This is a genomic window from Haloplanus ruber (assembly GCF_024494725.1).
GTDB classification, from domain to species: domain Archaea; phylum Halobacteriota; class Halobacteria; order Halobacteriales; family Haloferacaceae; genus Haloplanus; species Haloplanus ruber.
In genome coordinates, this window is the sequence record NZ_JANHDK010000003.1 from 225319 (window position 1) to 246112 (window position 20794).

At 67.8% G+C, this 20794-nt stretch carries 22 protein-coding genes and 1 tRNA gene; 13 read left to right on the plus strand and 10 right to left on the minus strand.

Annotated features, from left to right (window positions below; genetic code table 11):
* Positions 1-6 precede the first annotated feature (6 nt).
* From trmY to fer, 4 genes are all read left to right on the plus strand, one after another.
* On the plus strand, positions 7-618 hold the full coding sequence (trmY, locus tag NO878_RS11715; RefSeq protein ID WP_256406177.1) for a tRNA (pseudouridine(54)-N(1))-methyltransferase TrmY: 612 nt from the start codon (positions 7-9) through the stop codon (positions 616-618).
* A 48-nt stretch (positions 619-666) separates the two neighbouring features.
* Positions 667-739: transfer RNA gene (locus tag NO878_RS11720), tRNA-Pro, on the plus strand.
* A gap of 190 nt (positions 740-929) precedes the next feature.
* Entirely contained in the window at positions 930-1388 is a 459-nt protein-coding gene (locus tag NO878_RS11725) for a hypothetical protein (protein WP_256406178.1), read from the plus strand.
* A 203-nt stretch (positions 1389-1591) separates the two neighbouring features.
* Positions 1592-2242: a ferredoxin Fer gene (gene fer / locus NO878_RS11730; protein ID WP_256406179.1), complete on the plus strand. Its 651-nt coding sequence runs from the start codon at positions 1592-1594 to the stop codon at positions 2240-2242.
* 17 nt (positions 2243-2259) lie between these two features.
* Here fer and NO878_RS11735 read toward each other — a convergent pair whose 3' ends face one another.
* The gene (locus tag NO878_RS11735; protein ID WP_256406180.1) at positions 2260-3144 is read right to left on the minus strand and encodes a hypothetical protein; all 885 of its coding nucleotides are present in this window, start codon (positions 3142-3144) and stop codon (positions 2260-2262) included.
* Positions 3145-3194: 50 nt separating this feature from the next.
* Complete coding sequence (locus tag NO878_RS11740) at positions 3195-4079, minus strand: hypothetical protein (RefSeq protein WP_256406181.1); 885 nt, start codon at positions 4077-4079, stop codon at positions 3195-3197.
* Between the two features lie 92 nt (positions 4080-4171).
* Here NO878_RS11740 and NO878_RS11745 point away from each other — a divergent pair, with 92 nt between their 5' ends.
* On the plus strand, positions 4172-4789 hold the full coding sequence (locus NO878_RS11745) for a DNA polymerase V family protein (RefSeq protein ID WP_256406182.1): 618 nt from the start codon (positions 4172-4174) through the stop codon (positions 4787-4789).
* On the opposite strand, the gene NO878_RS11750 is transcribed toward NO878_RS11745, so the two are convergent.
* Both NO878_RS11750 and NO878_RS11755 read right to left on the minus strand, forming a co-directional pair.
* Positions 4765-5796, minus strand: coding sequence for a disk-shape morphogenesis protein volactin (locus tag NO878_RS11750; protein WP_256406183.1), 1032 nt, complete (start codon positions 5794-5796; stop codon positions 4765-4767). The two genes, NO878_RS11745 and NO878_RS11750, sit on opposite strands and share 25 nt — an antisense overlap.
* A gap of 132 nt (positions 5797-5928) precedes the next feature.
* On the minus strand, positions 5929-6861 hold the full coding sequence (locus NO878_RS11755) for a cell division protein CdpA domain-containing protein (protein WP_256406184.1): 933 nt from the start codon (positions 6859-6861) through the stop codon (positions 5929-5931).
* A 112-nt stretch (positions 6862-6973) separates the two neighbouring features.
* On the opposite strand from NO878_RS11755, the gene NO878_RS11760 reads away from it, so the two are divergent.
* Both NO878_RS11760 and NO878_RS11765 read left to right on the plus strand, forming a co-directional pair.
* Positions 6974-8254: a hypothetical protein gene (locus tag NO878_RS11760; RefSeq protein ID WP_256406185.1), complete on the plus strand. Its 1281-nt coding sequence runs from the start codon at positions 6974-6976 to the stop codon at positions 8252-8254.
* Positions 8255-8294: 40 nt separating this feature from the next.
* On the plus strand, positions 8295-8873 hold the full coding sequence (locus tag NO878_RS11765) for an NUDIX hydrolase (protein ID WP_256406186.1): 579 nt from the start codon (positions 8295-8297) through the stop codon (positions 8871-8873).
* 44 nt (positions 8874-8917) lie between these two features.
* Here the strand turns inward: NO878_RS11765 and NO878_RS11770 are convergent, their stop codons facing one another.
* On the minus strand, positions 8918-10852 hold the full coding sequence (locus NO878_RS11770; protein ID WP_256406187.1) for an aldehyde ferredoxin oxidoreductase family protein: 1935 nt from the start codon (positions 10850-10852) through the stop codon (positions 8918-8920).
* A 126-nt stretch (positions 10853-10978) separates the two neighbouring features.
* On the opposite strand from NO878_RS11770, the gene NO878_RS11775 reads away from it, so the two are divergent.
* The 3 genes from NO878_RS11775 (at position 10979) to NO878_RS11785 (ending at position 14747) form a co-directional block, all read left to right on the plus strand.
* Positions 10979-11332, plus strand: a complete 354-nt coding sequence (locus NO878_RS11775) for a VanZ family protein (protein ID WP_256406188.1) — start codon at positions 10979-10981, stop codon at positions 11330-11332.
* Positions 11333-11386: 54 nt separating this feature from the next.
* Positions 11387-12457 carry an archaeosine biosynthesis radical SAM protein RaSEA gene (locus NO878_RS11780; protein ID WP_256406189.1) on the plus strand — a complete coding sequence of 357 codons (1071 nt, stop codon included), beginning with the start codon at positions 11387-11389 and terminating at the stop codon, positions 12455-12457.
* Positions 12458-12548: 91 nt separating this feature from the next.
* Positions 12549-14747 (plus strand): hypothetical protein, encoded by a 2199-nt coding sequence (locus tag NO878_RS11785; RefSeq protein WP_256406190.1) that lies wholly within the window; start codon positions 12549-12551, stop codon positions 14745-14747.
* On the opposite strand, the gene purQ is transcribed toward NO878_RS11785, so the two are convergent.
* Both purQ and purS read right to left on the minus strand, forming a co-directional pair.
* A complete protein-coding gene (purQ, locus tag NO878_RS11790) occupies positions 14744-15436 on the minus strand; it encodes a phosphoribosylformylglycinamidine synthase I (RefSeq protein WP_256406191.1) in 693 nt (230 codons plus the stop codon). The two genes, NO878_RS11785 and purQ, sit on opposite strands and share 4 nt — an antisense overlap.
* Entirely contained in the window at positions 15433-15684 is a 252-nt protein-coding gene (gene purS, locus NO878_RS11795; RefSeq protein WP_256406192.1) for a phosphoribosylformylglycinamidine synthase subunit PurS, read from the minus strand. The genes purQ and purS overlap by 4 nt, the downstream gene beginning before the upstream one ends.
* A gap of 94 nt (positions 15685-15778) precedes the next feature.
* Here purS and NO878_RS11800 point away from each other — a divergent pair, with 94 nt between their 5' ends.
* A complete protein-coding gene (locus NO878_RS11800) occupies positions 15779-15910 on the plus strand; it encodes a hypothetical protein (protein WP_256406194.1) in 132 nt (43 codons plus the stop codon).
* Here NO878_RS11800 and NO878_RS11805 read toward each other — a convergent pair whose 3' ends face one another.
* Complete coding sequence (locus NO878_RS11805) at positions 15911-16924, minus strand: phosphoribosylaminoimidazolesuccinocarboxamide synthase (RefSeq protein ID WP_256406195.1); 1014 nt, start codon at positions 16922-16924, stop codon at positions 15911-15913.
* 85 nt (positions 16925-17009) lie between these two features.
* Here NO878_RS11805 and NO878_RS11810 point away from each other — a divergent pair, with 85 nt between their 5' ends.
* Positions 17010-17633, plus strand: a complete 624-nt coding sequence (locus NO878_RS11810) for a methyltransferase domain-containing protein (RefSeq protein WP_256406196.1) — start codon at positions 17010-17012, stop codon at positions 17631-17633.
* Here the strand turns inward: NO878_RS11810 and NO878_RS11815 are convergent, their stop codons facing one another.
* Positions 17634-18065, minus strand: coding sequence for a type IV pilin (locus tag NO878_RS11815; RefSeq protein ID WP_256406197.1), 432 nt, complete (start codon positions 18063-18065; stop codon positions 17634-17636).
* 16 nt (positions 18066-18081) lie between these two features.
* Entirely contained in the window at positions 18082-19452 is a 1371-nt protein-coding gene (locus NO878_RS11820) for a DUF7094 domain-containing protein (RefSeq protein ID WP_256406198.1), read from the minus strand.
* A 129-nt stretch (positions 19453-19581) separates the two neighbouring features.
* Between NO878_RS11820 and NO878_RS11825 the strand changes: the two genes are divergently transcribed.
* On the plus strand, positions 19582-20772 hold the full coding sequence (locus tag NO878_RS11825) for a helix-turn-helix transcriptional regulator (RefSeq protein ID WP_256406199.1): 1191 nt from the start codon (positions 19582-19584) through the stop codon (positions 20770-20772).
* Positions 20773-20794 lie beyond the last annotated feature (22 nt).

Below are 20794 nucleotides of genomic sequence, written 5' to 3' on the forward strand. Positions count from 1 at the left end.
CCCGCCATGCGACAGTTCGTCGTCGTGGGACACGACGCCCCCACGACCCCCGAGTTCGCGCTCGACGACCTCGCCGGCGCCGCCGGTCGCCTCGACGTCCTCTGTCGGTGTGTCACCTCCGCCTTCTTCCTCTCACACGCTATCCGCGAGGACGTCCGCGTCCATCTCGTCCTCGACGACACGTTCACCGTCTCCTTCGAGGGGAGTGACCTCCGCCGACTCAACCCCGACGAGCGGAGTACGGCCGCGCTGATCCGGGGCGCCCTAGAGCGACGCGACGACGCTATCGGCCACCAGCCCGTCGAGTCCAGCCCCGGCGTTGCGCTCCGCCGCCGCGGATTCGCCGCCACCCTCGATGCCGCCGTCGACGGGCGTCACAGCGGGGACGCCACACTCGTCCAACTCCACGAGGCCGGGACCCCCGTCGTCGACTACGACCCGCCGACCGACCCTGTGTTCGTCCTCTCCGACCACCACGACTTCGCCGACGACGAGGCGGCCCTGCTGTCCGAGCGAGCCGACGCCCGCGTCCGCCTCGGGCCACAGGCGCTCCACGCCGACCACGCCATCACCGTCGCGCACAACTACCTCGACACCGGGGGCTTCCGGTCGTACTGAGTGGTGAATCACAACTGTTAAACTCGGCGCCGGCGTTCGTCCGACCGCGGGCCGGTGGGGTAGCTTGGTATCCTTCGGCCTTCGGGTGGCCGTAACCGCGATTCGAATTCGCGCCGGCCCACTTCCCGCATTCCTACATCACTTAGCGCCAGCCTTCGGGTGGCCGAAAACGACGGTCACCCGCTGTATGCCACCCCATACCCTCTTTCGTGCCAGAGACGTCACTTCTCCCTCGGCCGGACACCTTCGCTCGGGAAGGAACGGTCGCGGCCGGGCCGACCGTATTTGTGCGTCTCGACACGACACGGAGTATGGACCTGGATCGGTTCGCTGCCGACACCCCCGACGATGACGCACCGGCCGACGGAGACGTCTGCGTGGTCGCGACACAGCCGGACACCTTCGAGCGCTGTCGGGAAGGCCTGTACCCGTCACCGCAGTCATATCGGCGCACCCAGCGGTCGTTCGAGTGGATGGCGTTCTATCGGACGGCGCCAGTTTCGGCGGTGACACACTACGCGCGAGTAACCGACCGTATCGACCAGACGCGAGGCGGTCCGGGGCCGATGGACGAGAGCGACTGGGTCGCGACTATCGACCCCTTCTCTGACACCCGGGCGGTGACCGTCTTCGAGTTGGGTGACCTCGTCCCACTCGACACGCCGGTCAGCAACGACGGGACGGGTGTCCGTGGGGCGTGGTACTGTTCCATCGCCGACCTTCGAGCCGCGGAGACGCTGTCGGCACTGGCCGAGCGGGCGGAGACGTGACGGGTAACGCGCGGTGCGCACGTTTTACGGGGGCAGTGGGCTAGTCCGTCTTCTCCGACTCCGGGGCGGTGACTCGTCCTCTGTGTGCCCGGGACCCGAGAGCCAGCGGGGTGGCGGCCGGCTGGCAGGTCCATCCGCATCACCGAACAACGGCGCTCGCGGGCGATCCGTTCTTTTATTCCCCTCACGCCCAACCTCCATCCGTGGACGATCCGTTCGAGATTCTGGGTGTCGATTCGGATGCCGACGACGCCGATATCGACGAGGCGTACCGCCGTCGCGTCATGGAGACGCATCCTGACCAGGGCGGGTCGGTGCGTTCGTTCCAGCGGGTGAAAGACGCCTACGAGCGGATTCTGGCGATGGAGAACGGTGAGTCGGGGGACGCCGACGCCGACGACGCCGAGACGACCGATCACCACCACGACGCCGGGTCTCGCGTCGAGTACCTGAACTACGAGGTAATCGCCGACCGGGAGTGGTCGCTGGACGACGACGACCTGTTCGATGCCGCGGCCGACGCCGACCTCGATTCGGTGGACTACGGCGAGTTTCTGGTCGAACCCGGCGAGACGCTGCTCGAAGCCGCCGAAAACAGGGGATTCGCGTGGCCCTACGCCTGTCGCGGCGGCGCGTGTGCGAACTGCGCCGTCGCCGTCGTCGAAGGCGAGATGACCATGCCTATCGATCACGTGCTCTCGACGGAGATGCTCGACCGCGGCATCCAACTCTCCTGTATCGGTGCCCCGACCACGGCCGCGCTGAAGGTCGTCTACAACGTCAAACAGATGCCCGATCTCGACGATCTTATCCTCCCACCCTACCGGTTCGAACGGACCCAGTCGGTCGACTGAGTGCGGGCCGCAGCCGGTCAGTACCGCCGCCTGAGGGCGACGATAAGCAGCGCGAGCAGGGCAGCAATCAGTCCGAACCCGTCGCCGACGCCTGGCGTCACGGGCGCCGCGGTGGTGGTTGGCGTCGCCGTGCCAGTGGGCGTCGGTGTGACCGACGGCGTCGGTGTCGTAGTGGGTGTCGGCGTCGGTGTCGTCGTGGGTGACTGCGTCGGCGTCGCGGTGGGTTCCGGCGTCGGCGTCGCGGTGGGTGTCGGCGTGGCGCCGCTGACTCGGACCGTCGCCGTTCGGTTGCCGTTCACGAGTTCGCTCCCCGCGACAGCGACGGTGTACGTCCCCGGTGTCGGCTCCCCGAGTTCGACCACCACACGCTCGCCGCTGGTCACGATGCTCTCGTTACCCACTTCGTCTCCCAACGGCCCGCGAACAGTGACGTCCGCTCGGTCGGCGTCGTCGAAGTTGAACTGCACTCGCACGTGCATGCGCCGGAGGTTCTCGGGATCGACCGAACCATCGGTGACGATCTGTTGCTCCGAGCCGCGGACCTCCAGTCCGGCGATCCGCGGCCGGACGACCTGTATGTCGGCTCGCACGTCCTCGTCACTACTGGCGTAGTAGGCACCCGGTTGGACGCCGCCGAAGTCGGCGCTCGCCGGGTCGACGGTGACAGATTGACCTCCACCGACGGCGACGAACGTCGTTTCGTTGGTGCCGACCGTTCCCTCGCCGGTGAGCTGTGCCGACGAGATATCGAGCGTCTCGCCGACGTACACCCGCACCGGCGGGCGTGTGTCCGCTGGCTCGCTCCGCGGCTCGCTCAGCGCGACGGCCGTAGGAGCCGCCACGCCAACGAGCAGTCCCACCAGCAGGGTCCCGACTATGACCCACTCGACATCCCACCTCATCGGGTCATTTGTTAGGAAACCACACGCATAAACCTAGACCCGGTCGGCCGTCAGCGACGCCGGGCGAGAGCCGCGACCGTGAGGACGAGGGCCGCGACCAGGGCGGTGCCGACGCCGAAGCCGGGTGAGTCACCCGTTGTCGACTCGGCGGTTGGTGTCGTGGTGGGCGTCGTGGTCCGCTCGGCGGTCGGTGTCGTGGTCTGCTCGGGCGTTGCTGTCGCGGTGGGGGCCGTCGTCGTGGCGGTCGGCGTCGCGGTGGGGGCCGTCGTGGCGGTCGGCGTCGCCGTGGCAGCGTCGCCCGTGACCCGAACCGTCGCCGCGCGGGTGCCGGCCTCAACGTTGCTTCCCGTCACTGTGATCGTGTAGATACCGGGGGCGGGATCGCCCATGTCGACAGTGGTTCGTCCGCCACTCTGTGTGATCCGACTCGACGCGACCGTCTCGCCGGTGGGACCGACGACGGACACGTCGAGACGGTCGGCGTCGGCGAAGTTGTACTGGGCCTCGACCGACAGCCGCTGGAGGCGGTCAGGGGTGACCCGCTGGCCGGTTACGCGCGTCTGACGGCTGTTCCGAATCTCAAGTTGGGTTACCTGCGGGCGGACGACCCACAGGTCCGCCCGGATGTCCCGGTCGCTGTCGGCGTAGTAGGCCCCTGGTTGGACGCCGTCGAAGTCGGCGCTCGTCGGGTCGACGGTTATCGAGGAACCGCCGCCAACGGCGTTGAACGTCGTGTTGTCGGTGCCGACCGTTCCCTCGCCGGAGAGTTGGATCGACGAAATGTCGAGCGTCTCGCTGACGTACACCTTCACCGGGGGTCGAGTGTCGCCGGGTTCGTCTCGGGGCTCCGTTACCGCCGCCGCCGGGAATGCGACCCCGGCGGCGACGATGATCACGAGGAGAGCCACCGCGAACCGCGTTGCAGTGCGTGTCACTTCTGTGAGGAGTATCCCCGAGATAATAAACGAGCCGGTTAGGTGGGTAGAGCGGGAGGAAGGCTAAATACGTGGGGCAAAAATCCGGAACTATGGACTGTCCGCAGTGTGACGGGACGCTCACCACGTACGCTCTGGGCGGACAGGAGGCGTCCGTCTGCGAGGACTGCGGGTACGTCGGTATCCTCGCCGAACACCGTGGCGAATCCCGTCAGATCGAATCGTGGGACGATGCTCTTCGTCGGTTCTACCGCGCCCACGATGCCGACGCGGACCCCGGCGTCGAACTCCGACCGCCGCTCTCCCGCCCCTCCGAGGGGGCGAGCGACGAATCGTGGGACGACGCCCTTCGCCGGTTTTACGAGCGACAGACGAGCGACGACGAGGACGGAGCCGAGACGGCCGAGCCGAGTGCGGAGACTGAGGACGAAGAGCGTGCGGAAGGCGATTCGGACGGAGACGAAGAGCGCGAGGACGCCGATTCGGACGGAGACGAAGAGCGCGAGGACGCCGATTCGGACGGAGACGAAGAGCGCGAGGACGCCGATTCGGCTGGGGAGGCGAAAAAAGGGCAACACGATGCGACCGAGTCCGACGAGACGGGTCGCGCCGACGACGCATCGACGGAGACGTCGGCTGCGGGGACCGACGAGGACGGCGACGCCGACGGCGCGACGACGCGGACTCAGTCCTCGGCGGGCGACTCCTGAGCCTGCCGGTCGCCGTCGGTCTCTTCTTGCTCCTCGTCGGAGCGTGCGGCGACGAGCGCCCCACGAGCGACGCTGTAGAGCGGTTCGTCGACGCTCTGGACCTCGCTGATCGAGAACGGGATCGAGGCGTCACGCAGGTGGTCCTCGAACAGTTTCTCGAAGCCGCGGGGACTGGAGGTACCGCCGGTGACGACGACGGGCACGTCGAGATCCTCTTCGACGTCTTCCTCGTCCACCTCGCGGGCGATGTTCTCGATAACGTAGTCGAGCAGGTTCTCGTAGTAGATAGCCAGCGCCCCCTCGACACCGCCCACGTCGGTGCGGAAGTCGAGTTCGAAGTCGTCCTCTTTGATCGAGGTGACCTTGTCGACGGGGGTGCCCGTCGCCTGTGCGGCCTGTTCGTCGATCCAGTCGCCCCCGCGGGCGATGGAGAACTTCATGACCGGCACGGCGTAGTAGGACAGGCAGACGTTGGTCATACCCGCGCCGAAGGAGACGCCGAGGCCGGTGAAGTTGTGATTGGCGAGTTCGGAGTAGATGACCGCCATCCCCTCGTTGATGGGTTCGGTCTCGTAGCCCATGTCGCCGAGCATCGACTCCAAGGTCTTCTCGTGATAGAGCGTCGAGAGGTCGGAGTCGATGGGGTCCGCGGGCGAGGAGAAGTAGAGACGCTCGCCGGGGTGGTTGGGCTGGCCGACTACCTGTTCGGTGATGAGTTTGATCATCGGAATCGCCGACGACTCCTCCGAGGAGAGGATGCCGTGTTGCATCGGGCGGCGCGTCTCCTCGTTGAAGATGTTCGCGAAGTTGAGGGCGTCGTCGCCGACGACGTACACCTTGTCGTCCTTCCGAATGTGGAGGACGTCGCTCCGCGAGAGCATCTGCTCTGCCATATCGGAGTATTCGATTTCGACGAAGGAGTTGCGTTGCTGGACGAAGACCGTCTCAGCCCCTTCCTGCTGTGCCGAGATGAGGTTCATGGTGCCGACGTCTAGGCCTTTGGCCATACGCGTGTGATGCCTCGTCGCCATCATAAACGTTCGCCCAAGTGTCCGACCGCTTACCTAGGTCTGACGGGCGTCAGACGCCCCAAATCGTCCCGTTCGACGACGGTCGGCATCGCCGGATAGCTCGACGGCCTACCGCGAGAACAGCCCTTTCGCTCGGTCGACGATGCCCTCCTCCTCCTCGGTCGCGACCTCCTCGGCCTGTTGCTGTTGTCGGAGTTCGGTCAGCGCGGCCGTCTGGTCATCGACGCCCGTCGAGGCGTCCGTCTCCTGTTCACGACCCTGGAGTTTCCGCAGGTTCGAGAGTGCGTCGTCGACGCCGTCTCCCGACGACCGCACAGTCGTCGCCTCGGCGTTCTCGAACGCCTCGCGGTCGATTTCGACGTCGGTGTCGGTGTCGAACTCTAGGCGCTTGGTCTCGGTCCGACTGACGCCCCCCCACGACAGGTCGGCATCGGCCATCGCCTCGTCGATGTCGCGTCGCACCTGCTCTTCCGACACCGTCTCTCCGCTGGCCCCCGCCTCCGTTCCGGCCTCGGCTCCGCTTGCCGTCGTGGCGCGCATCTCGGCCGCGCGCTCGCCCGGTGACGCGCGCTGGACTTGGTGGCCGACGAGCGCCGCCCCCGTTGCCCCCACGACGGCGACGAGGCCGACGGCGTAGACGGCGATGATCTGTGCGCTGTAATCCGGCGCCCGTGTGACGTTCCAGTTCATCGGATACACCGAGACGAACGCCGCGACGGCCGCGAGACAGACGACGAGGCCCCCAACTGCGGCGTACCGCATCCGCTCGTCACCCGGCAGGAGAACGACGATGCCGAGCAACAACACCGGGAATCCGCCGGCCGAGGCGACGACTGCTACCTCCCGGAGCGCGAACGCCGTATTCCCCGGATCGCTGGCGAACGCCGACAGGAAGAACACGACGATGCCGACGGCGCCGAGCGCGATGCCGCCGAAAAACAGCGCGAACCCGAGATAGACGTCCGTCTCCGTCTCTGGGTCGCCGATGTATCGACCGTACCACTCGAAGAGTACGTTGTCGGGGGGGCCGTCCATGCTCATCAGTGACCGTTACAGGCTCAACCCATTTCACTGTTGGCGCCCCGTCTGACGCGGGTCTGACGCCGTATCCGAAGGCTTATCCGCAAACTCACCGACGGCGCACGTAGAGCAGATGCCCTCCCGGTTCGATCCCGACATCGACTACGGCAACGCACTCATCGCTCTGGGCTGTCTGTGCCTGTTCGCCACGGTCGTCCTGGGAATCGCCCTCGCCCCGACCGGCACGACGAGTGCCGACCCCGCCGCACAGCCCGCCGACGGCGAGCGAACCATCCTTCTCGGCGTCCAGGGTGTCGGGAGCTACGTCGAAGGCGGCTCCGTCCGGCTACTTTCGGGACCCGAGGAACAGTGGCGAGAGTCCTCGGCCGACGTCTACTTCGACGTGACGCGTCTCGACAACGGATCGGTGGTCGCCGGCTACATGGCTAGTGGCTACGAGAACTGTGGCCCCTACGAGTCACCCTGTCACCGCACCGGGTACCGGATCATCGACCCTCAGCCCACCCCCGAGGTGGTCGCCGAGTGGTCGTTCCCGGTGCGCAACCGGGTCGCCAGCGAGGTCCACGACGTCGAACCCCTGCCCGGTGGCGGGTTCGTCCTCGCGGACATGGAACACGAACGGATCGTGATCGTCGAGAACGGCGAGGTGGCCTGGGAGTGGCAGGCGAGCACCCGCTACGAGGCCCCGGACGATCCGACGCGGAGCGACTGGCTCCACATCAACGACGTCGACCGCATCGCCGAGGATCGCTTCCTCGTCTCGGTTCGTAACGCAAACCAACTGCTCGTCCTCGAACGCGGCGAGGGGGTCGTCGAGGTGATCAACGCGGACCGTGACGACGCCACCGACGACGACGGACTCGTGGGTGATCCGGACGTCATCCACCAGCAGCACAACCCACAGTGGCTTGGCGACGGCGCCGTCCTCGTCGCGGACAGCGAGAACCACCGGGTGGTCGAACTCCACCACACCGAGAGCGGCACCTGGGAGCCGGTTTGGGTTCTCGAAGGCGCCGGTGGACAGCGATTCGACTGGCCCCGGGACGCCGACCGACTCCCCGACGGAACCACGCTGATCACCGACACGCGCAACGCCCGCCTCGTCCAGGTCAACGAATCCGGGCGCGTCGTCTGGGAACACCAATTCGACTACCGCACCCTCCCCTACGAGGCTGACCGTCTGCCGCCCGGTGAGACCGTCGGCGGGCCAACTTACGGTGACGCCGACACCGTCGCCGCGGTCGGCGGGCACGTCCCCCTCCTCACCCCCTTGCTTCGCCTCCTCAGCGCCGCCGTCCGGCTCCCCCGCTGGGTCGGCGAGATCCACCTCCTCGCCACCCTGTGCTCGCTCGGCCTGATCAGCGCCGGCTTGGTCGTCCGGTGGCGCGACTAGCTGCCCGGACGCTTTTGCACCGCCCCGTCCACGCACGTACATGGACGACCTGGCGTGGGAGACGACCGACTCGACTATCGACTACACCTGCCCCGGCTTCGACGTGCGCCGCGACGACGTCCGCCTGCCCGACGGCACCGAGACCGACTTCCACTACGTCGACGAACCCGCGGCCGTCGTGGTGTTACCGTTCACGCCCGGCGGCGACGTCGTGGTCATCGACGAGTGGCGCCAGGCGGTCGGCCGGGTGAATCGCGGCCTCCCGGCGGGGACCGTCGAAGCCGACGATCCGGCCCTGGCCGCGGCCGCGCGCCGGGAACTCCGCGAGGAGACGGGCTACGAGGCCGACACGACGACACACCTGTTTTCGGCCGAGCCGACGAACGGCATCGCCAACTCCGTCCATCACTACTTTGTCGCCCGCGACTGCGTTCCCGTCGGTGAGCCTGATCTCGATTTCAACGAGAGCATCCGCGTCTCGACGACCGGCTACGACGACCTGCTGGCGGCGGTCCTCGACGGAGAAGAGCGCGAGGACGGCGTCCGTGACGGCCGCACGGTCGCCGCCGTCACGGGCTACGAACTCCGCCACGGTGCCGGCCGCGAACCGTCGCCGTAGGCGCCGCTACACACCGAGAAAAAACGGAGAAGTCGTGGCGATGCTCAGTCGTCCGCCGGGGCCTGGCCGCTGGAGCCGGAGACGCCCGTGCCGGGGCCGAGGTCGATGTCGAGTCGTTCGAGCGTCTCCTCGGTGACGACACCGTCCTCCCAGCCGCGGTGGCTGTAGTACTCCTCTTTCATCGAGGCGAGGTCGCAGAGTTCGCCCTCGGAGCCACCCTGACCGGGGATGGCCTCGTCGTCGCCCTCAACGAACCGCCCCGGCAGCGAGTCGTCGTCGCCGTCGAAGCCGGTGAGGTTGTTGAAGTAGCGTTCGAGGTTGTACACGCGCTCGCCGGCCGTCATGAGCTCGTCCTCGGAGAGGTCGAGACCAGTCATGCCGTTGTACTGCTTGACGTACTCCTCGATACCTTCCGCGAAGGCGTTGAACTTGCAGATGTCGAAGGAGTCCGAGATGGCGTGGAGGTCCTGGAAGGTGGCACACAGCTCGCCTTTGCCCTCTTCCTCGTAGGGGTCGACCTTCTCCGGGATGCCGAGAATCTCGGCGGCCGGCGTGTAGCCGCGCAGGTGGCAGGCACCGCGGTTCGAGGTGGCGTAGCCGATGCCCATCCCCTTCATACAGCGCGGGTCGTAGGCGGCGATGGTCTGGCCCTTGACGTCGAGGCGGCACTCGTGAGCGTCCACCTCGTCGGCAGCGCGCTCGGGGCCCTTCGCGAGGAAGTCGCCCAGGTCGCTGTTGCGGTGGGCGACCTCCTCGATGAGGTCGATCATGTGCTCCTTGTCGCCCCAGTCGATCTGCTCGTCGAGGTCGTCGAGGTAGCCCTTCTCGCTCATCTCCATCGCCATGGCGAACATGTTACCCATGTCGATGGTGTCGATGCCCATGTCGTTACAGCGGTCGATCATGACCGCGATGGAGTCTCGGTCGTCGTTGGCGGAGTTGGTGCCCAGCGCCCAGGCACTCTCGTACTCGTAGGACTCCATCTGGACGTTCATGTCCTGGCCCTTGTGCTTGTAGTTGACCTCGACCTCCTTCTTACAGGCGACCGGACAGGAGTGACAGGTCGGCTCGTCCACGAGGATGTTCTCGCGGACGTTCTCGCCGCTGATGCGCTCGGCGACGATGTCGGTCCCTTCCTCGTCGTTCATCGCGAAGCCGGAGGTGTACTGGCCGTTTTTGGTCGGGTGGCCGTCCATCTCCTCCGTGATGTTCATCAGGACGTTCGTCCCGTACATCGAGAGCGCGCCCTCGTTGGGCGCGGTGACGTCGGACTCCTGGATGACCTGCATCGCCTGCCGGACACCCTCGCCGAACGTATCGGAGTCGGCGGGCTTGGGCATGTCCGTCCCCGCTTTCACGACGACGGCCTTGACGCCCTTGTTGCCCATCACCGTGCCGGTGCCACCGCGGCCCGAGGCACGGTCGTCCTCGTTGACGATACAGGAGTAGCGAACCTCGTTCTCGCCGCCTGGCCCGATAGCCATACAGGAGAGGTTCTTCCCGTAGGAGCCCTCGATCTCCTCTTCGATGATCTCCTGTGTCTCCTGGATGCCCTTCCCCCAGAGGTGCGAGGCATCGCGGAGTTCGAGTTCGCCGTCCTCGACGACGGCGTAGACGGGGTCGTCCGCCTGGCCATCGAAGACGATGCCGTCGAAGCCGGACCACTTGAGTCGGGCGCCGGACCAGCCACCGTGATGGGAGTCCGTCACCGTCCCCGTGAGCGGGGACTTCGTACAGATTGCGATCCGGCCGCTCATGACCGCCTGGGACCCCGTGAGTGGCCCCGTCATGAACACGAGTCGGTTGTCCGGGCCGAGCGGCTCGACGTCCGGACCGGCGTCGAAGACGTACTTCACGCCGAGTCCGCGGCCGCCGATGTACTTTTCGGCGTCCTCGTCGTCGATGCCTCGATACGAAACATCGCCACCGTCGAGGTCCACGTGTGCTACGTGATCCCTGAATCCACCTAAGTCTGTCATGGTAACGTACGTTAGTTTATTACACTTCCAAGCTGTTAGTCGTTGCTTCGGCAGTGTAACTGTGATCGGTTACGCCGATTCTTTGTATCGCCATTCTGTGCCGACAATGTGGCACGAGTTCCTCGATTGGACACCACAGTCGCCGTCGCCATCCTCGGTGCCTCGGTGCTGAATCCACGGTGGATCGGCCCGTCGGGGCCGGAGACAGTCCTCGGCCTCGCGGCGTGGCTCCACCTCGTCGGCTACGCCACTCTCGGCGCTACACTTCGCCCCCGCTTCTCGCCGGGGTGGTGTGGCGCGGCCGTCGCTGTCGTCCTTGTGACCGGCTACGGCGCCGGCATCGAGTGTCTGCAGTCCTTCCTCACCTACCGCACCGCCAGCGTCCTCGACGCCGCGATCAACGGGTTCGGGGCCTCACTCGGTGTCGCCTTCTGGCACGGGATCGAACGATGGCGCGCACGCGGCCAAGCGGAGTCCTGAGGCGGTCGACCCACCCCGAAGCCGCTTTACGCGTCGGTCGGCTACCGGTCGGTAATGAGTCAGCCGAGCCCGGAGGTCTACGAACGGGGGCGGGGAATGGACGCCCACAACCAGGTAATGCGGGAGATTCGCGCCCAGAAGGAGGAGACCTACGACCCACACGAGCCGACCCGTGTGTGGCTCGACGAGGACAACACGCCCGACGGCGTCTACCGGTCGTTGACGATCATCCTCAACACCGGCGGCTGCCGCTGGGCGCGGGCCGGCGGCTGTACCATGTGTGGCTACGTCGCCGAGAGCGTCGAGGGCGGGTCGGTCGCCCACGACGCCCTGATGGATCAGATCGAGCGCTGTCTCGAACACGAGCGCGAGAACGCCGACGACCCCGCCGACCTGATCAAAATCTACACCTCCGGCTCGTTCCTCGACGAACGCGAGGTTGGCGCCGAGACCCGCCGTGCCATCGCCGAGACCTTCGCCGACCGCGAGCGGATCGTCGTGGAGTCGCTTCCCGACTTCATCGACCGCGAAAAGCTCGCGGACTTCACCGACCACGGTCTCGCCACCGACGTCGCGGTCGGCCTCGAGACGGCTACCGACCGCGTCCGTCACGACTGCGTAAACAAGTACTTCGACTTCGACGACTTCGTGGCGGCGACCGTGGAGGCCGACGCCGCCGGTGCCGGCGTGAAAGCCTACCTCCTGATGAAACCGCCGTTCCTCACCGAACGCGAGGCCGTCGAGGACATGGTCGAGTCGGTTCGCCGGTGTGCGGAGTACTGCCACACCGTCTCGATGAACCCCTGTAACGTCCAGCGGTACACCATGGTCGACGACCTCTACTTCGAGGGGGGCTACCGGCCGCCGTGGCTCTGGTCGGTCGCCGCCGTCCTCGAACGGACGGCCGACGCCGACGCCATCGTCGTCTCCGATCCGGTCGGCGCGGGGAGCGACCGCGGGCCGCACAACTGTGGCGACTGCGACGACCAGGTCCAGCGGGCGATCAAGGACTTCGACCTCCGCCAGGACCCCGCGGTGTTCGATCAGGTGTCCTGTGACTGCGAGGCGACCTGGGAGACGGTGCTTGACGCGGAGACGAGCTTCGCGATGCCGCTGACGCGATAGCGCCACAAGAGCTATTCTCGGCCGCTCGCAGATGGGGGTATGTCTCTCGCATCGCCGGCCGTCCCGGCGGGTACGACACCGGGTGAGTCGCATGGCCGACGGTGACGCCGGGCTTCACCGCCGTCGTCTCCTCGGCGTCCTCGCCGGCGCGAGCGTCGGATCGCTGGCTGGCTGCCCTGCGCCCGACGGCGACGACTCCGATGCCGACACCCCTGCCCCCACGACGACCCCCGACCCGGAGACGGCCCGGCGACTCGCCGAACGGTTCGCCCCGACCCTCGCCTTCGACGCCGCCGAACGGTGGTTCCCGACCGACCCGCGGCCGTACGCGACCGAGCGGGACGGCGAGACGGTCGTCGACGGCTTTGCCGCCCTCGACGGCTACACCCGCGCCGCCGCCGAGGCCGACACGCCCCCCGATCCGACCGTCTTCTATCACGTCGTCGAGTACGAGGCGTCACCGCTGGCGGTCGTCCAGTACTGGGTTTACTCGGCGTTCGACCAGTTCACGACCAACTTCCACTGGCACGACTGGGAGGTGTTGCACGTCTACGTCGACACCGACGCCGACGACCCACAGCTGTTCGTCGCGAGTTCACACTCCACACGGGTGCCGAACAACGAGTTTCTCGACCCGCCACCGGACCGAGTCCCGCGGATCCTCTCGGAACTCGGCTCACACTCCAGTGCCCTGTCACTGAACGACCGCCGGGACAGCTTCCAGCGGCTGCCGCTCGACGACCTGCCAGCCGACATCACGAATCGAGCGGTCGGACTCGTCGAGCAGTTGGCGGAGCTTCCGGCCGCCTACGGCCTCCCTCGTGACGAGGGGTTGCGGCTCCCCTACCTCGTCCCGGAGGTCGACGGAGCGCCCCTGTACGACCACGAGCGACTCCCGGCGGTCGACCGCGAGGCCCTCGTCGACGAGGCGCTAACGGTCCGGTCGTTCGACGCGCTGTCGACCCCGCCGTCGGACCTCCCGGCCCGCGAGACGGCCCTCGTCTTCGGACCCGCTACGGGTACGACCCCCGACACGGACGCCGACGTCACGTACGACCTCGTCTCGACGACCGAACTCGAGGATATCGCGGCCTTTACCGGCCCGCAGTTGAGCTTCGAGTTTGCCGTTCCCGAGTTCGCCGAGGACGCCGTCGCGAGCCACATCTCCACGGCCGGAACGCCATGGCGTCAGGACCGCTACGACGACCCTGCCGCCGACATCACGGAACCGGTCCACCGGGCGGCGCTCGCCGACCGGTACGACGCCGTCGACCCACCCGGCCCTGTCAACGATGTCGTGGCGACGGTCACCGAGGTGGTGCGGTCGGCGGACGCCCCCGACGGCGCCGGGGTGACGACGACCGAGACGGCACTGGAGGCCGTTGCCCTCCTTCGGAGCGACCCCGTCGCCGCCCCAACATTTCGCGGTGTGGCGATGCTCCGCGGCGTCGAGACCGGGTCACACCGGTTGGTGGTCAACGGCGCCGGCCTCGCCCCGCACGCGGAACCGGTTGAGGTTGGCGGCGACGGGGACACGCCCGCCGACGTGACCGCGAGCGACACCCCGACACCGACCGCTACCGGCACCGACGGCGTTGGCCGGACGGCCACGCTTGCCGGCGTCGGCGGCGAAATACCCCTCGTCCCCCGTGACGAGGCGACAAAACTCGAAGTCGACGCCGAGGGCGCCGACACCGAACTGACGGCGCTTGCCGTCGACGACGACTTCGGCGGCCGCCTCTACGAGGCGCCGCTGGCGGACTCCGACGCCGTCTACGTCCACCGCGGCGGCGCTTACACGACCGAGGTCCGGGACACGGACGACGCCGTCGGCGCTTTCCGGGTCAACCCTGCCGTCGATGACGCCGACCCAGTTCGGATCGACCGCCCGCGAACCGGCAAGGCGTCGCTCGCCTCGTTCGTCGCCACGATCACCGAGGAGACGGCCGAGCAGTTGGCGTCGCTCGGCGACGAACGCGACTCTCCCGGCGGTGGTGGCGGAAACGGGCACGGAGCCAGCGCCGGCGAAACCAGCACGCTCGGTGGCCTCCTGCGGGCGATGGAGGCAGTCAGCGGCGCCGCCTCCCGGGCGGCCGAGCGGGCCAAAGGGGGTGACCGCGGGGGCGCCGACCGCGCTCTCGAAGCCTTAGCCGCAAACCTCCAACGCGTCGTCGAGCGGTTCGACGGCCTCCGGGAGACGCTTCCCGACCCCGCCGCGGCGGCGGCCGACCGGCGCTTCCGACAGGCGCAGCGGCGCACCGAACAGGCCGCCGCGGCCGAGAAACTCTAAACGGTCGTGGTCGTCCGCTCGAAGCCACGGAGGAGGCCCGTGCCGTCCGTCCCGCCGAGGTCCGGGAGCGTCGCCCGCTCCGGGTGGGGCATCATCACGGCCACCGTTTCCTGACTGCCGAGGACCCCGGCCACGTTGTCCCGAGAGCCGTTGGGATTGGCGGCGTCGGTGACGTCGCCGTCGGCGTCGCAGTACCGCAGCAAGATCCGATCTTCCTCGACCAGTCGGTCGTAGGTGTCGTCGTCGGCCTCGAAGCGCCCCTCGCCGTGGGCGATAGGCAGTTCGAGCACCGCCCCTTCGTCGTACGCCGCGGTCCACGGCGTGTCGGCGTTCTCGACGCGGACGTGAATCCGCTCACACTGGAAGCGCGCGCTCCGGTTGACCGTGAACGCCCCAGGGGTCAATCCCGCCTCACAGCCGATCTGGGCGCCGTTGCAGACGCCGAGTACCGGCAGTCCCTCGGCCGCAGCCTCGCGGATCGACGCGAGGATCGGGGTGCGACCCGCCATGGCGCCCGCCCGGAGGTAGTCGCCGTAGGAGAAGCCGCCGGGAAGCATGACGCCGGTCGCGTCGTCTGGCAGTCCGTCCTCGTACCAGACGCGTTCGGCGTCGATCCCGAGATGCGAGAGGGCGCGCACCGAGTCCCGGTCGCAGTTGCTCCCGCCGAACTGGATCACCGCGACGGTCATCGATCCTCGACCGCGACCTCGTAGTCGTGGATGGTCGGGTTCGCGAGCAGTCGCTCGGCCATCTCGTCGGCGCGGTCGGCCGCCTCCTCGGCCGACGCCGCGTCGAGGTCGATTTCGAACCGGTCGGCCGACCGAAGGTCGTCGAGGTCGAACCCGAGCCGTTCGAGCGCGCGCTGGGTCGTCTCCGCCTCGGGATCGAGGACGCCCCGCTTGAGTCGGACCGTGACCGTGGCGGTGTACTCCGTCATCAACCGATCCTGCGCGGCCGTGGGGGAAAGCCGTTTTGGAGTCGCCGCCGCGTGCGTCCGGTTCCTATACGTGCCTGCCGCCGCTACGGCCCGTATGTCCGTCCGTGGCGTCGATGTGTTCCACCACCTCTTTCTGGTGATTCTGTCGGCGCTCGCCGGACTCGTCCTCTATCGGTTCGTGACGCTCCTGATTACCGACCTTCCGTGGCCCGCCGCGCTACCGTAGTTACAGGTCGCGCACGGCGTCGACGGCGCCGCCGATGTCCGGCGCGTCGAACCACTCCCCGCCGGTGTAAGCGTTCGCCCCCGCCGCGTACATTTCGGCGACGGTTTCGATCACGCCGTTTGGCAACGGCTCGGGGTCGACCGCACAGAGCGTCCGCCAGTCGGCTACCCCCTGCTCGTCGGCCGCGGCTTTCGCCTCGCCGACCGCGTCGACCCACTCCGGGTGGTAACGCTTGTAATACTGGCGCACCACCTCCTTGGACACCTCCTGACCGCCGTAGGCAAAGCGGTTCTCGTCGAACGTCCCGACCACGTCCGCCACCTTCAGGGTGCCGTCGACGTAGCAACACTCGATCTTGCCGTCCTCGTGGACGAACCCCGTTTCGCTCGCCCGCCCGGTGACGACCTGGTTTACCTCCCGGGCTAAGTCAGCTAGAGCATCCACGTCGGCTGCGCCGGCGATCCGATCTGCCTCCGTGCGGTCGAGATAGCGGTCCTGCTCCTCGTATTTCGTCGAGAACTCGACGACCGGTTCGGGCAGGTCGACCGGTTCGTCCGGCCACGCGGACAGATCGAGACCGTAGTCACCCGGTTCCCCTCGGGACCGCAGGCTCGATCCGACGGGAACCGTGTTGCGGAAGACGATTTCCAGTGGAACGAGGTAGTTCTCGCCTGCCGCCGCGTGGAAGGCGTCGTAATCGTAGGCTCCGTCGGCGAACGGCAGGTCGGGCACCTGCACGAGTTCGATGGCGAGTTGGCGTGGCGGGTCGTCGCGGTCGGCCAGCGCCACGGCGTCCGGGCCGACGCCGCGGTAGTGGGTGGCGACGCCTGCCTCCTCCAGCGCCTCGAAGTTGAACGCTCCCATGGTACAGAGGCTCTGCCCCTTCTCCGGAATCGCGTCGGGCATCGGTCCCCAGTCGAAGACGGAGTAGTCGTCGGTGAAGGCAAACCGCCCCCGGCCAGTCGCCGTCGCCGTCGGTTCGCGCTCGACGCGGAACTCCTTGACGCTCGTCATGTCGGGAGTGGCGCGCGCCGCCGGCAAGAACCTTTCCGGTTCGAATCCCCACCGTTATGCCGATAGAATCCCAACCCGGGTTTAAATGGGCATCCTCGAAGACAAGTCCCGGGCCCGGCTGTTCTACAAGTACCTCTCGACGGTGTACGACCGCGTCAACCCGTTCATCTGGAACGAGGAGATGCGCGCCGAGGCGCTCGAACTCCTCGATCTCGACCCCGACGACCGGGTGCTGGACGTGGGCTCTGGCACCGGTTTCGGCACCGAGGGACTGCTCCAGTACACCGACGACGTCCACGGACTGGACCAGAGCATCCACCAGATGGAGAAGGCCTTCGCGAAGTTCGGGCGCACCGACGAGGTGAACTTCTACCGTGGCGACGCCGAGCGTCTGCCCTTCGCCGACGACAGCTTCGACGCCCTCTGGTCGTCGGGGTCCATCGAATACTGGCCGAATCCGGTCGACGCCCTCGCGGAGTTCCGGCGGATCGTCAAGCCCGGCGGCCCGGTGTTGGTCGTCGGCCCCAACTACCCCAGTAGCACGGTGTTCCAGCGACTCGCCGACGCGATCATGCTCTTCTACGACGAGGAGGAGGCCGACCGGATGTTCGCCGAGGCTGGCTTCAACGACGTGGAACACGTGATGATGGGGCCGACCTACAACCCCGAGATTGCGATCACGACGCTGGCGCAGGTTCCCGAGTCCTGATCAGGCGGTCACCGAGAGGGTGACGAGGCGTCGACCGCCGCGGCGCAACTCGACGGTCACGCGGTCACCGGCGTCGACCGACGGCCGGTTCGTCGACGCGACCCGGAACGACGCCCGCTCGCCGGGGTCCCAGGTCGGATCGGCGCCGGCGTTGAACGGCCCGGTCGGCCCGGAGTGGAACCCTCGCGCCGAGAAGAACGGCACCGGGGGTTGGTGAGTGAGCGGCGTGCCGTCGACGCGGACCCGGACGGTCAGGCGGCCCACGTCGACCGCGTTCCCGCCGCGGTTGGTGAGGCTGATCCGATCCCCCTCGACCGCGAGGGTCGGAGCGACGGTCGCTGAATCCGTGGGAAGCATCCCGAGCGAGACGCCAACGACGGCAAGAGCGAGGACGACGGCGACGGGGAGACCCGCCGCAATCCGGACGGCCATGGGCCGCTTGCCCTCGTCATCGGGGATGAAGGTTCGTGGCAGGTGGTGGTGTCGTGGTCAACGCCGTGTCGGTCGGCGTCCCGTTGTCGCCATCCCCGTCGTCGGATCGGTCGGTCATCACCACTCGTGGGGGATCGCCCGGTCCGACGACGGTGCTGACGTTCTCTCCACGAGCTTCGACGACGACGGTGTACTGTCGGTTGGGTGAGACCGTCCAGAGCGTGCCGTCGGCTCCGGTCGTCCCGATCCGCTCCGGCGGGGTTGGTCCCGCCTTGATCCGGACGGTGGCGTCCACGGGGTCGCCGGTCGTCGGATCGCGGGCCTGCACCTGCACCGGACCGCCTGGGTAGGTGTGGTTGACGACGAGGTGGACGTTCTCGCCGGTCGCTTGGAGGCGCCGATCTGCGACAATCGTCGCCAGCGGGTGGCGCTGGTGTTCGGCGTAGACGATCCGCGCGTCGCTGTCGACGAACGCCGTCAGGTCGCCCCGACTGTGGCCGATTCTGACGGGGTAGGTTTCGCCGCCGCCGAACACCTGCGTCTGTTCGCGGGTCGTGTTCCAGATCACCGGGTAGCTGTCGGCAACGATGTCGAGGGCGACTTCGAGTTCGATGGTGTCGCCGGCGCCGTTTCGGAGGTCGCCGCGATATGCCTCCCGGAGATACGCGTCGCCGACGACGGCCGAGACGACGACGCTCTCCGATCCGGTCGCCACGTAGAACCGGTGCGGATCGGCGTCACCGTCGAGCACCGACCGGGCGTGTGCCCGAACCGGCCCGTCGAACGCCGAGAGGCGGTTGCCGATAGAAGCCAACCGCCCGCGGTCGATGTCGAACCCACGGGTGTCGGCCGCCAGCCCCTCCAGTCGCGTCCGTCGGTCGTTGAGTTCCTCGGCGACGATGCTAATCCGGACCAGGGCGACCAGCAGTTCTCGGGCGGTCAACGCGCCTTGGCCGTAGCCCTCGACCGCGGCGGTCTGTCGGTCGTCGAGTTCGTCCACCGACGATTCGAGGGTCTGGAGCGCCGTTCGCAGGCGTTCGCGCCGCAGTTCCGTCGTCTCGGCGCGCTGGACGCGTTCGACCATCCCGAGGGTCCGGAGTCGCTCGGTCGTCGCGTTAGCCGAGAGGCCGACAGACGGACCGAGGTCGACGTAGTGTCCGTCGACTCCCGACCGGTCGACGGCGCCAGCCGGCACGTCGAGAACGCTGATCTGCTGGAGGCGGGTGTCGTTGCCGTCGGTCTGGGCGACGGGCGGGTCGCCGAGCGCCGGCAACGACCCGTTCCGCGCCGCGGATCGCTCGACGGCGGCGGGTGCCCCGAGGCCGCCCGCGGCCCCGACCGCGGCGGAGAGGAGGAGGGCAACCACGAGGACGGGGAGGGCTCTCATCGGCCGACGGTACAGCCGCCTGCTACTAAAACCCCGCCTTCCGTCTCACGTCTGACGCCCGCTATCTTGCCGACAGGGCCTCTCTGACGATGGAAAGCGTTTTCCCGTCCCATCGAGACGCAGGAAGTAATGCGGATCGCCGCGTCCCTCCTCGCCCTCCTGATCCTCCTGTCCGGGGCGTTCCCCGCGGTTGCCGTCACCGGGACCGACGCCCCGAGCGCGACGGATCTGGGGGGTGTCGCCACGCTGTCGCCCGCCGACCGTCCGGCACTCGCGGGTCCGGCCCTCGCCCGTATCGACGACCCGGCGGTCACCGAGATATATCTCGCTCCCGACCCCGAGGGAGACGCCCGCTGGACGGTTTCGCTCCGGTATAACCTCTCTGCCGAGGCCGACCGGGCGGCGTTCGAACGCTACGGGCGGGCGTTCGAGGCCGGCGACGTCGATGTCGGCCTCGACGCCGACTTCTTCCGGACGCTCGCTGGCGAGGCGAGTCGGGCCACCGGTCGAGAGATGTCGATCCGGAACCTCCGGCGTAACGCCACCGTCGACAACGGCACCGGCGTGGTGAGCCTCTCGTTTACCTGGTCGAACTTCGTCACGGCCACCGAGGATGGGTTCGTCGTCGAGGATGCGGTGCTGATGCCCGGTGACCGAAGTTGGCTCGCCTCCATCGAACCCTCGCAGCGACTGGTCGTCGAGACGCCGGCCGGGTATCGGGTGACCGACACCCGGTTCGGTCTCGACAACGGATCGGTCGTCGTCGAGGGGCCACACACCTTCGAGGAACCGTTGACCATCTCCTACCAGCAGACCGCGCCGGAGAATCCGGACGAGGAGTCGCCGCCGTGGGCGCTGATCGGCGGCGCCATCCTGATTGGGCTGGGACTCGTCGTCGCCGTCTTCGTCCGCCGCGGCGACGGCTCGGCGAGTTCGACGGCCGGCCGGGAGACTGACACTACCGCAGCCGAGGCCGAGGGCGACGCCGGTGAGCGCCCACCCGAGACCGACGCGGGGACGCCGACGGCCGACGACACCACCGAGACGGCCGACGACGCCGCCGAGGGCGACGCCGACGAGGGGACAGACGCCGAGGCGGCCGTCGACCCCTCCTTGCTCTCCGACGAGGAGCGCGTCGAACGCCTCCTGAACGAGAACGGGGGCCGGATGAAACAGGCGCGGATCGTCCGCGAGACCGGGTGGTCGGACGCCAAGGTCTCCCAACTGCTCTCGACGATGGCCGACGACGGTCGGGTCGAGAAGCTCAGGCTTGGCCGCGAGAACCTCATCTCGCTGCCGGACGAGGACCCGGAAACGTAACTCCGGAAAACGTTTACTCCCC

Coding starts and splice junctions, on each gene's coding strand:
- trmY (WP_256406177.1), top strand. CDS start 7: ATGCGACAGTTCGTCGTCGTGGGACACGACGCCCCCACGACCCCCGAG.
- NO878_RS11725 (WP_256406178.1), top strand. CDS start 930: ATGGACCTGGATCGGTTCGCTGCCGACACCCCCGACGATGACGCACCG.
- NO878_RS11735 (WP_256406180.1), bottom strand. CDS start 3,144: ATGAGGTGGGATGTCGAGTGGGTCATAGTCGGGACCCTGCTGGTGGGA.
- NO878_RS11745 (WP_256406182.1), top strand. CDS start 4,172: ATGGACTGTCCGCAGTGTGACGGGACGCTCACCACGTACGCTCTGGGC.
- NO878_RS11750 (WP_256406183.1), bottom strand. CDS start 5,796: ATGGCCAAAGGCCTAGACGTCGGCACCATGAACCTCATCTCGGCACAG.
- NO878_RS11755 (WP_256406184.1), bottom strand. CDS start 6,861: ATGAGCATGGACGGCCCCCCCGACAACGTACTCTTCGAGTGGTACGGT.
- NO878_RS11760 (WP_256406185.1), top strand. CDS start 6,974: ATGCCCTCCCGGTTCGATCCCGACATCGACTACGGCAACGCACTCATC.
- NO878_RS11765 (WP_256406186.1), top strand. CDS start 8,295: ATGGACGACCTGGCGTGGGAGACGACCGACTCGACTATCGACTACACC.
- NO878_RS11770 (WP_256406187.1), bottom strand. CDS start 10,852: ATGACAGACTTAGGTGGATTCAGGGATCACGTAGCACACGTGGACCTC.
- NO878_RS11780 (WP_256406189.1), top strand. CDS start 11,387: ATGAGTCAGCCGAGCCCGGAGGTCTACGAACGGGGGCGGGGAATGGAC.
- NO878_RS11785 (WP_256406190.1), top strand. CDS start 12,549: ATGGCCGACGGTGACGCCGGGCTTCACCGCCGTCGTCTCCTCGGCGTC.
- purQ (WP_256406191.1), bottom strand. CDS start 15,436: ATGACCGTCGCGGTGATCCAGTTCGGCGGGAGCAACTGCGACCGGGAC.
- purS (WP_256406192.1), bottom strand. CDS start 15,684: ATGACGGAGTACACCGCCACGGTCACGGTCCGACTCAAGCGGGGCGTC.
- NO878_RS11800 (WP_256406194.1), top strand. CDS start 15,779: ATGTCCGTCCGTGGCGTCGATGTGTTCCACCACCTCTTTCTGGTGATT.
- NO878_RS11805 (WP_256406195.1), bottom strand. CDS start 16,924: ATGACGAGCGTCAAGGAGTTCCGCGTCGAGCGCGAACCGACGGCGACG.
- NO878_RS11810 (WP_256406196.1), top strand. CDS start 17,010: ATGGGCATCCTCGAAGACAAGTCCCGGGCCCGGCTGTTCTACAAGTAC.
- NO878_RS11815 (WP_256406197.1), bottom strand. CDS start 18,065: ATGGCCGTCCGGATTGCGGCGGGTCTCCCCGTCGCCGTCGTCCTCGCT.
- NO878_RS11820 (WP_256406198.1), bottom strand. CDS start 19,452: ATGAGAGCCCTCCCCGTCCTCGTGGTTGCCCTCCTCCTCTCCGCCGCG.
- NO878_RS11825 (WP_256406199.1), top strand. CDS start 19,582: ATGCGGATCGCCGCGTCCCTCCTCGCCCTCCTGATCCTCCTGTCCGGG.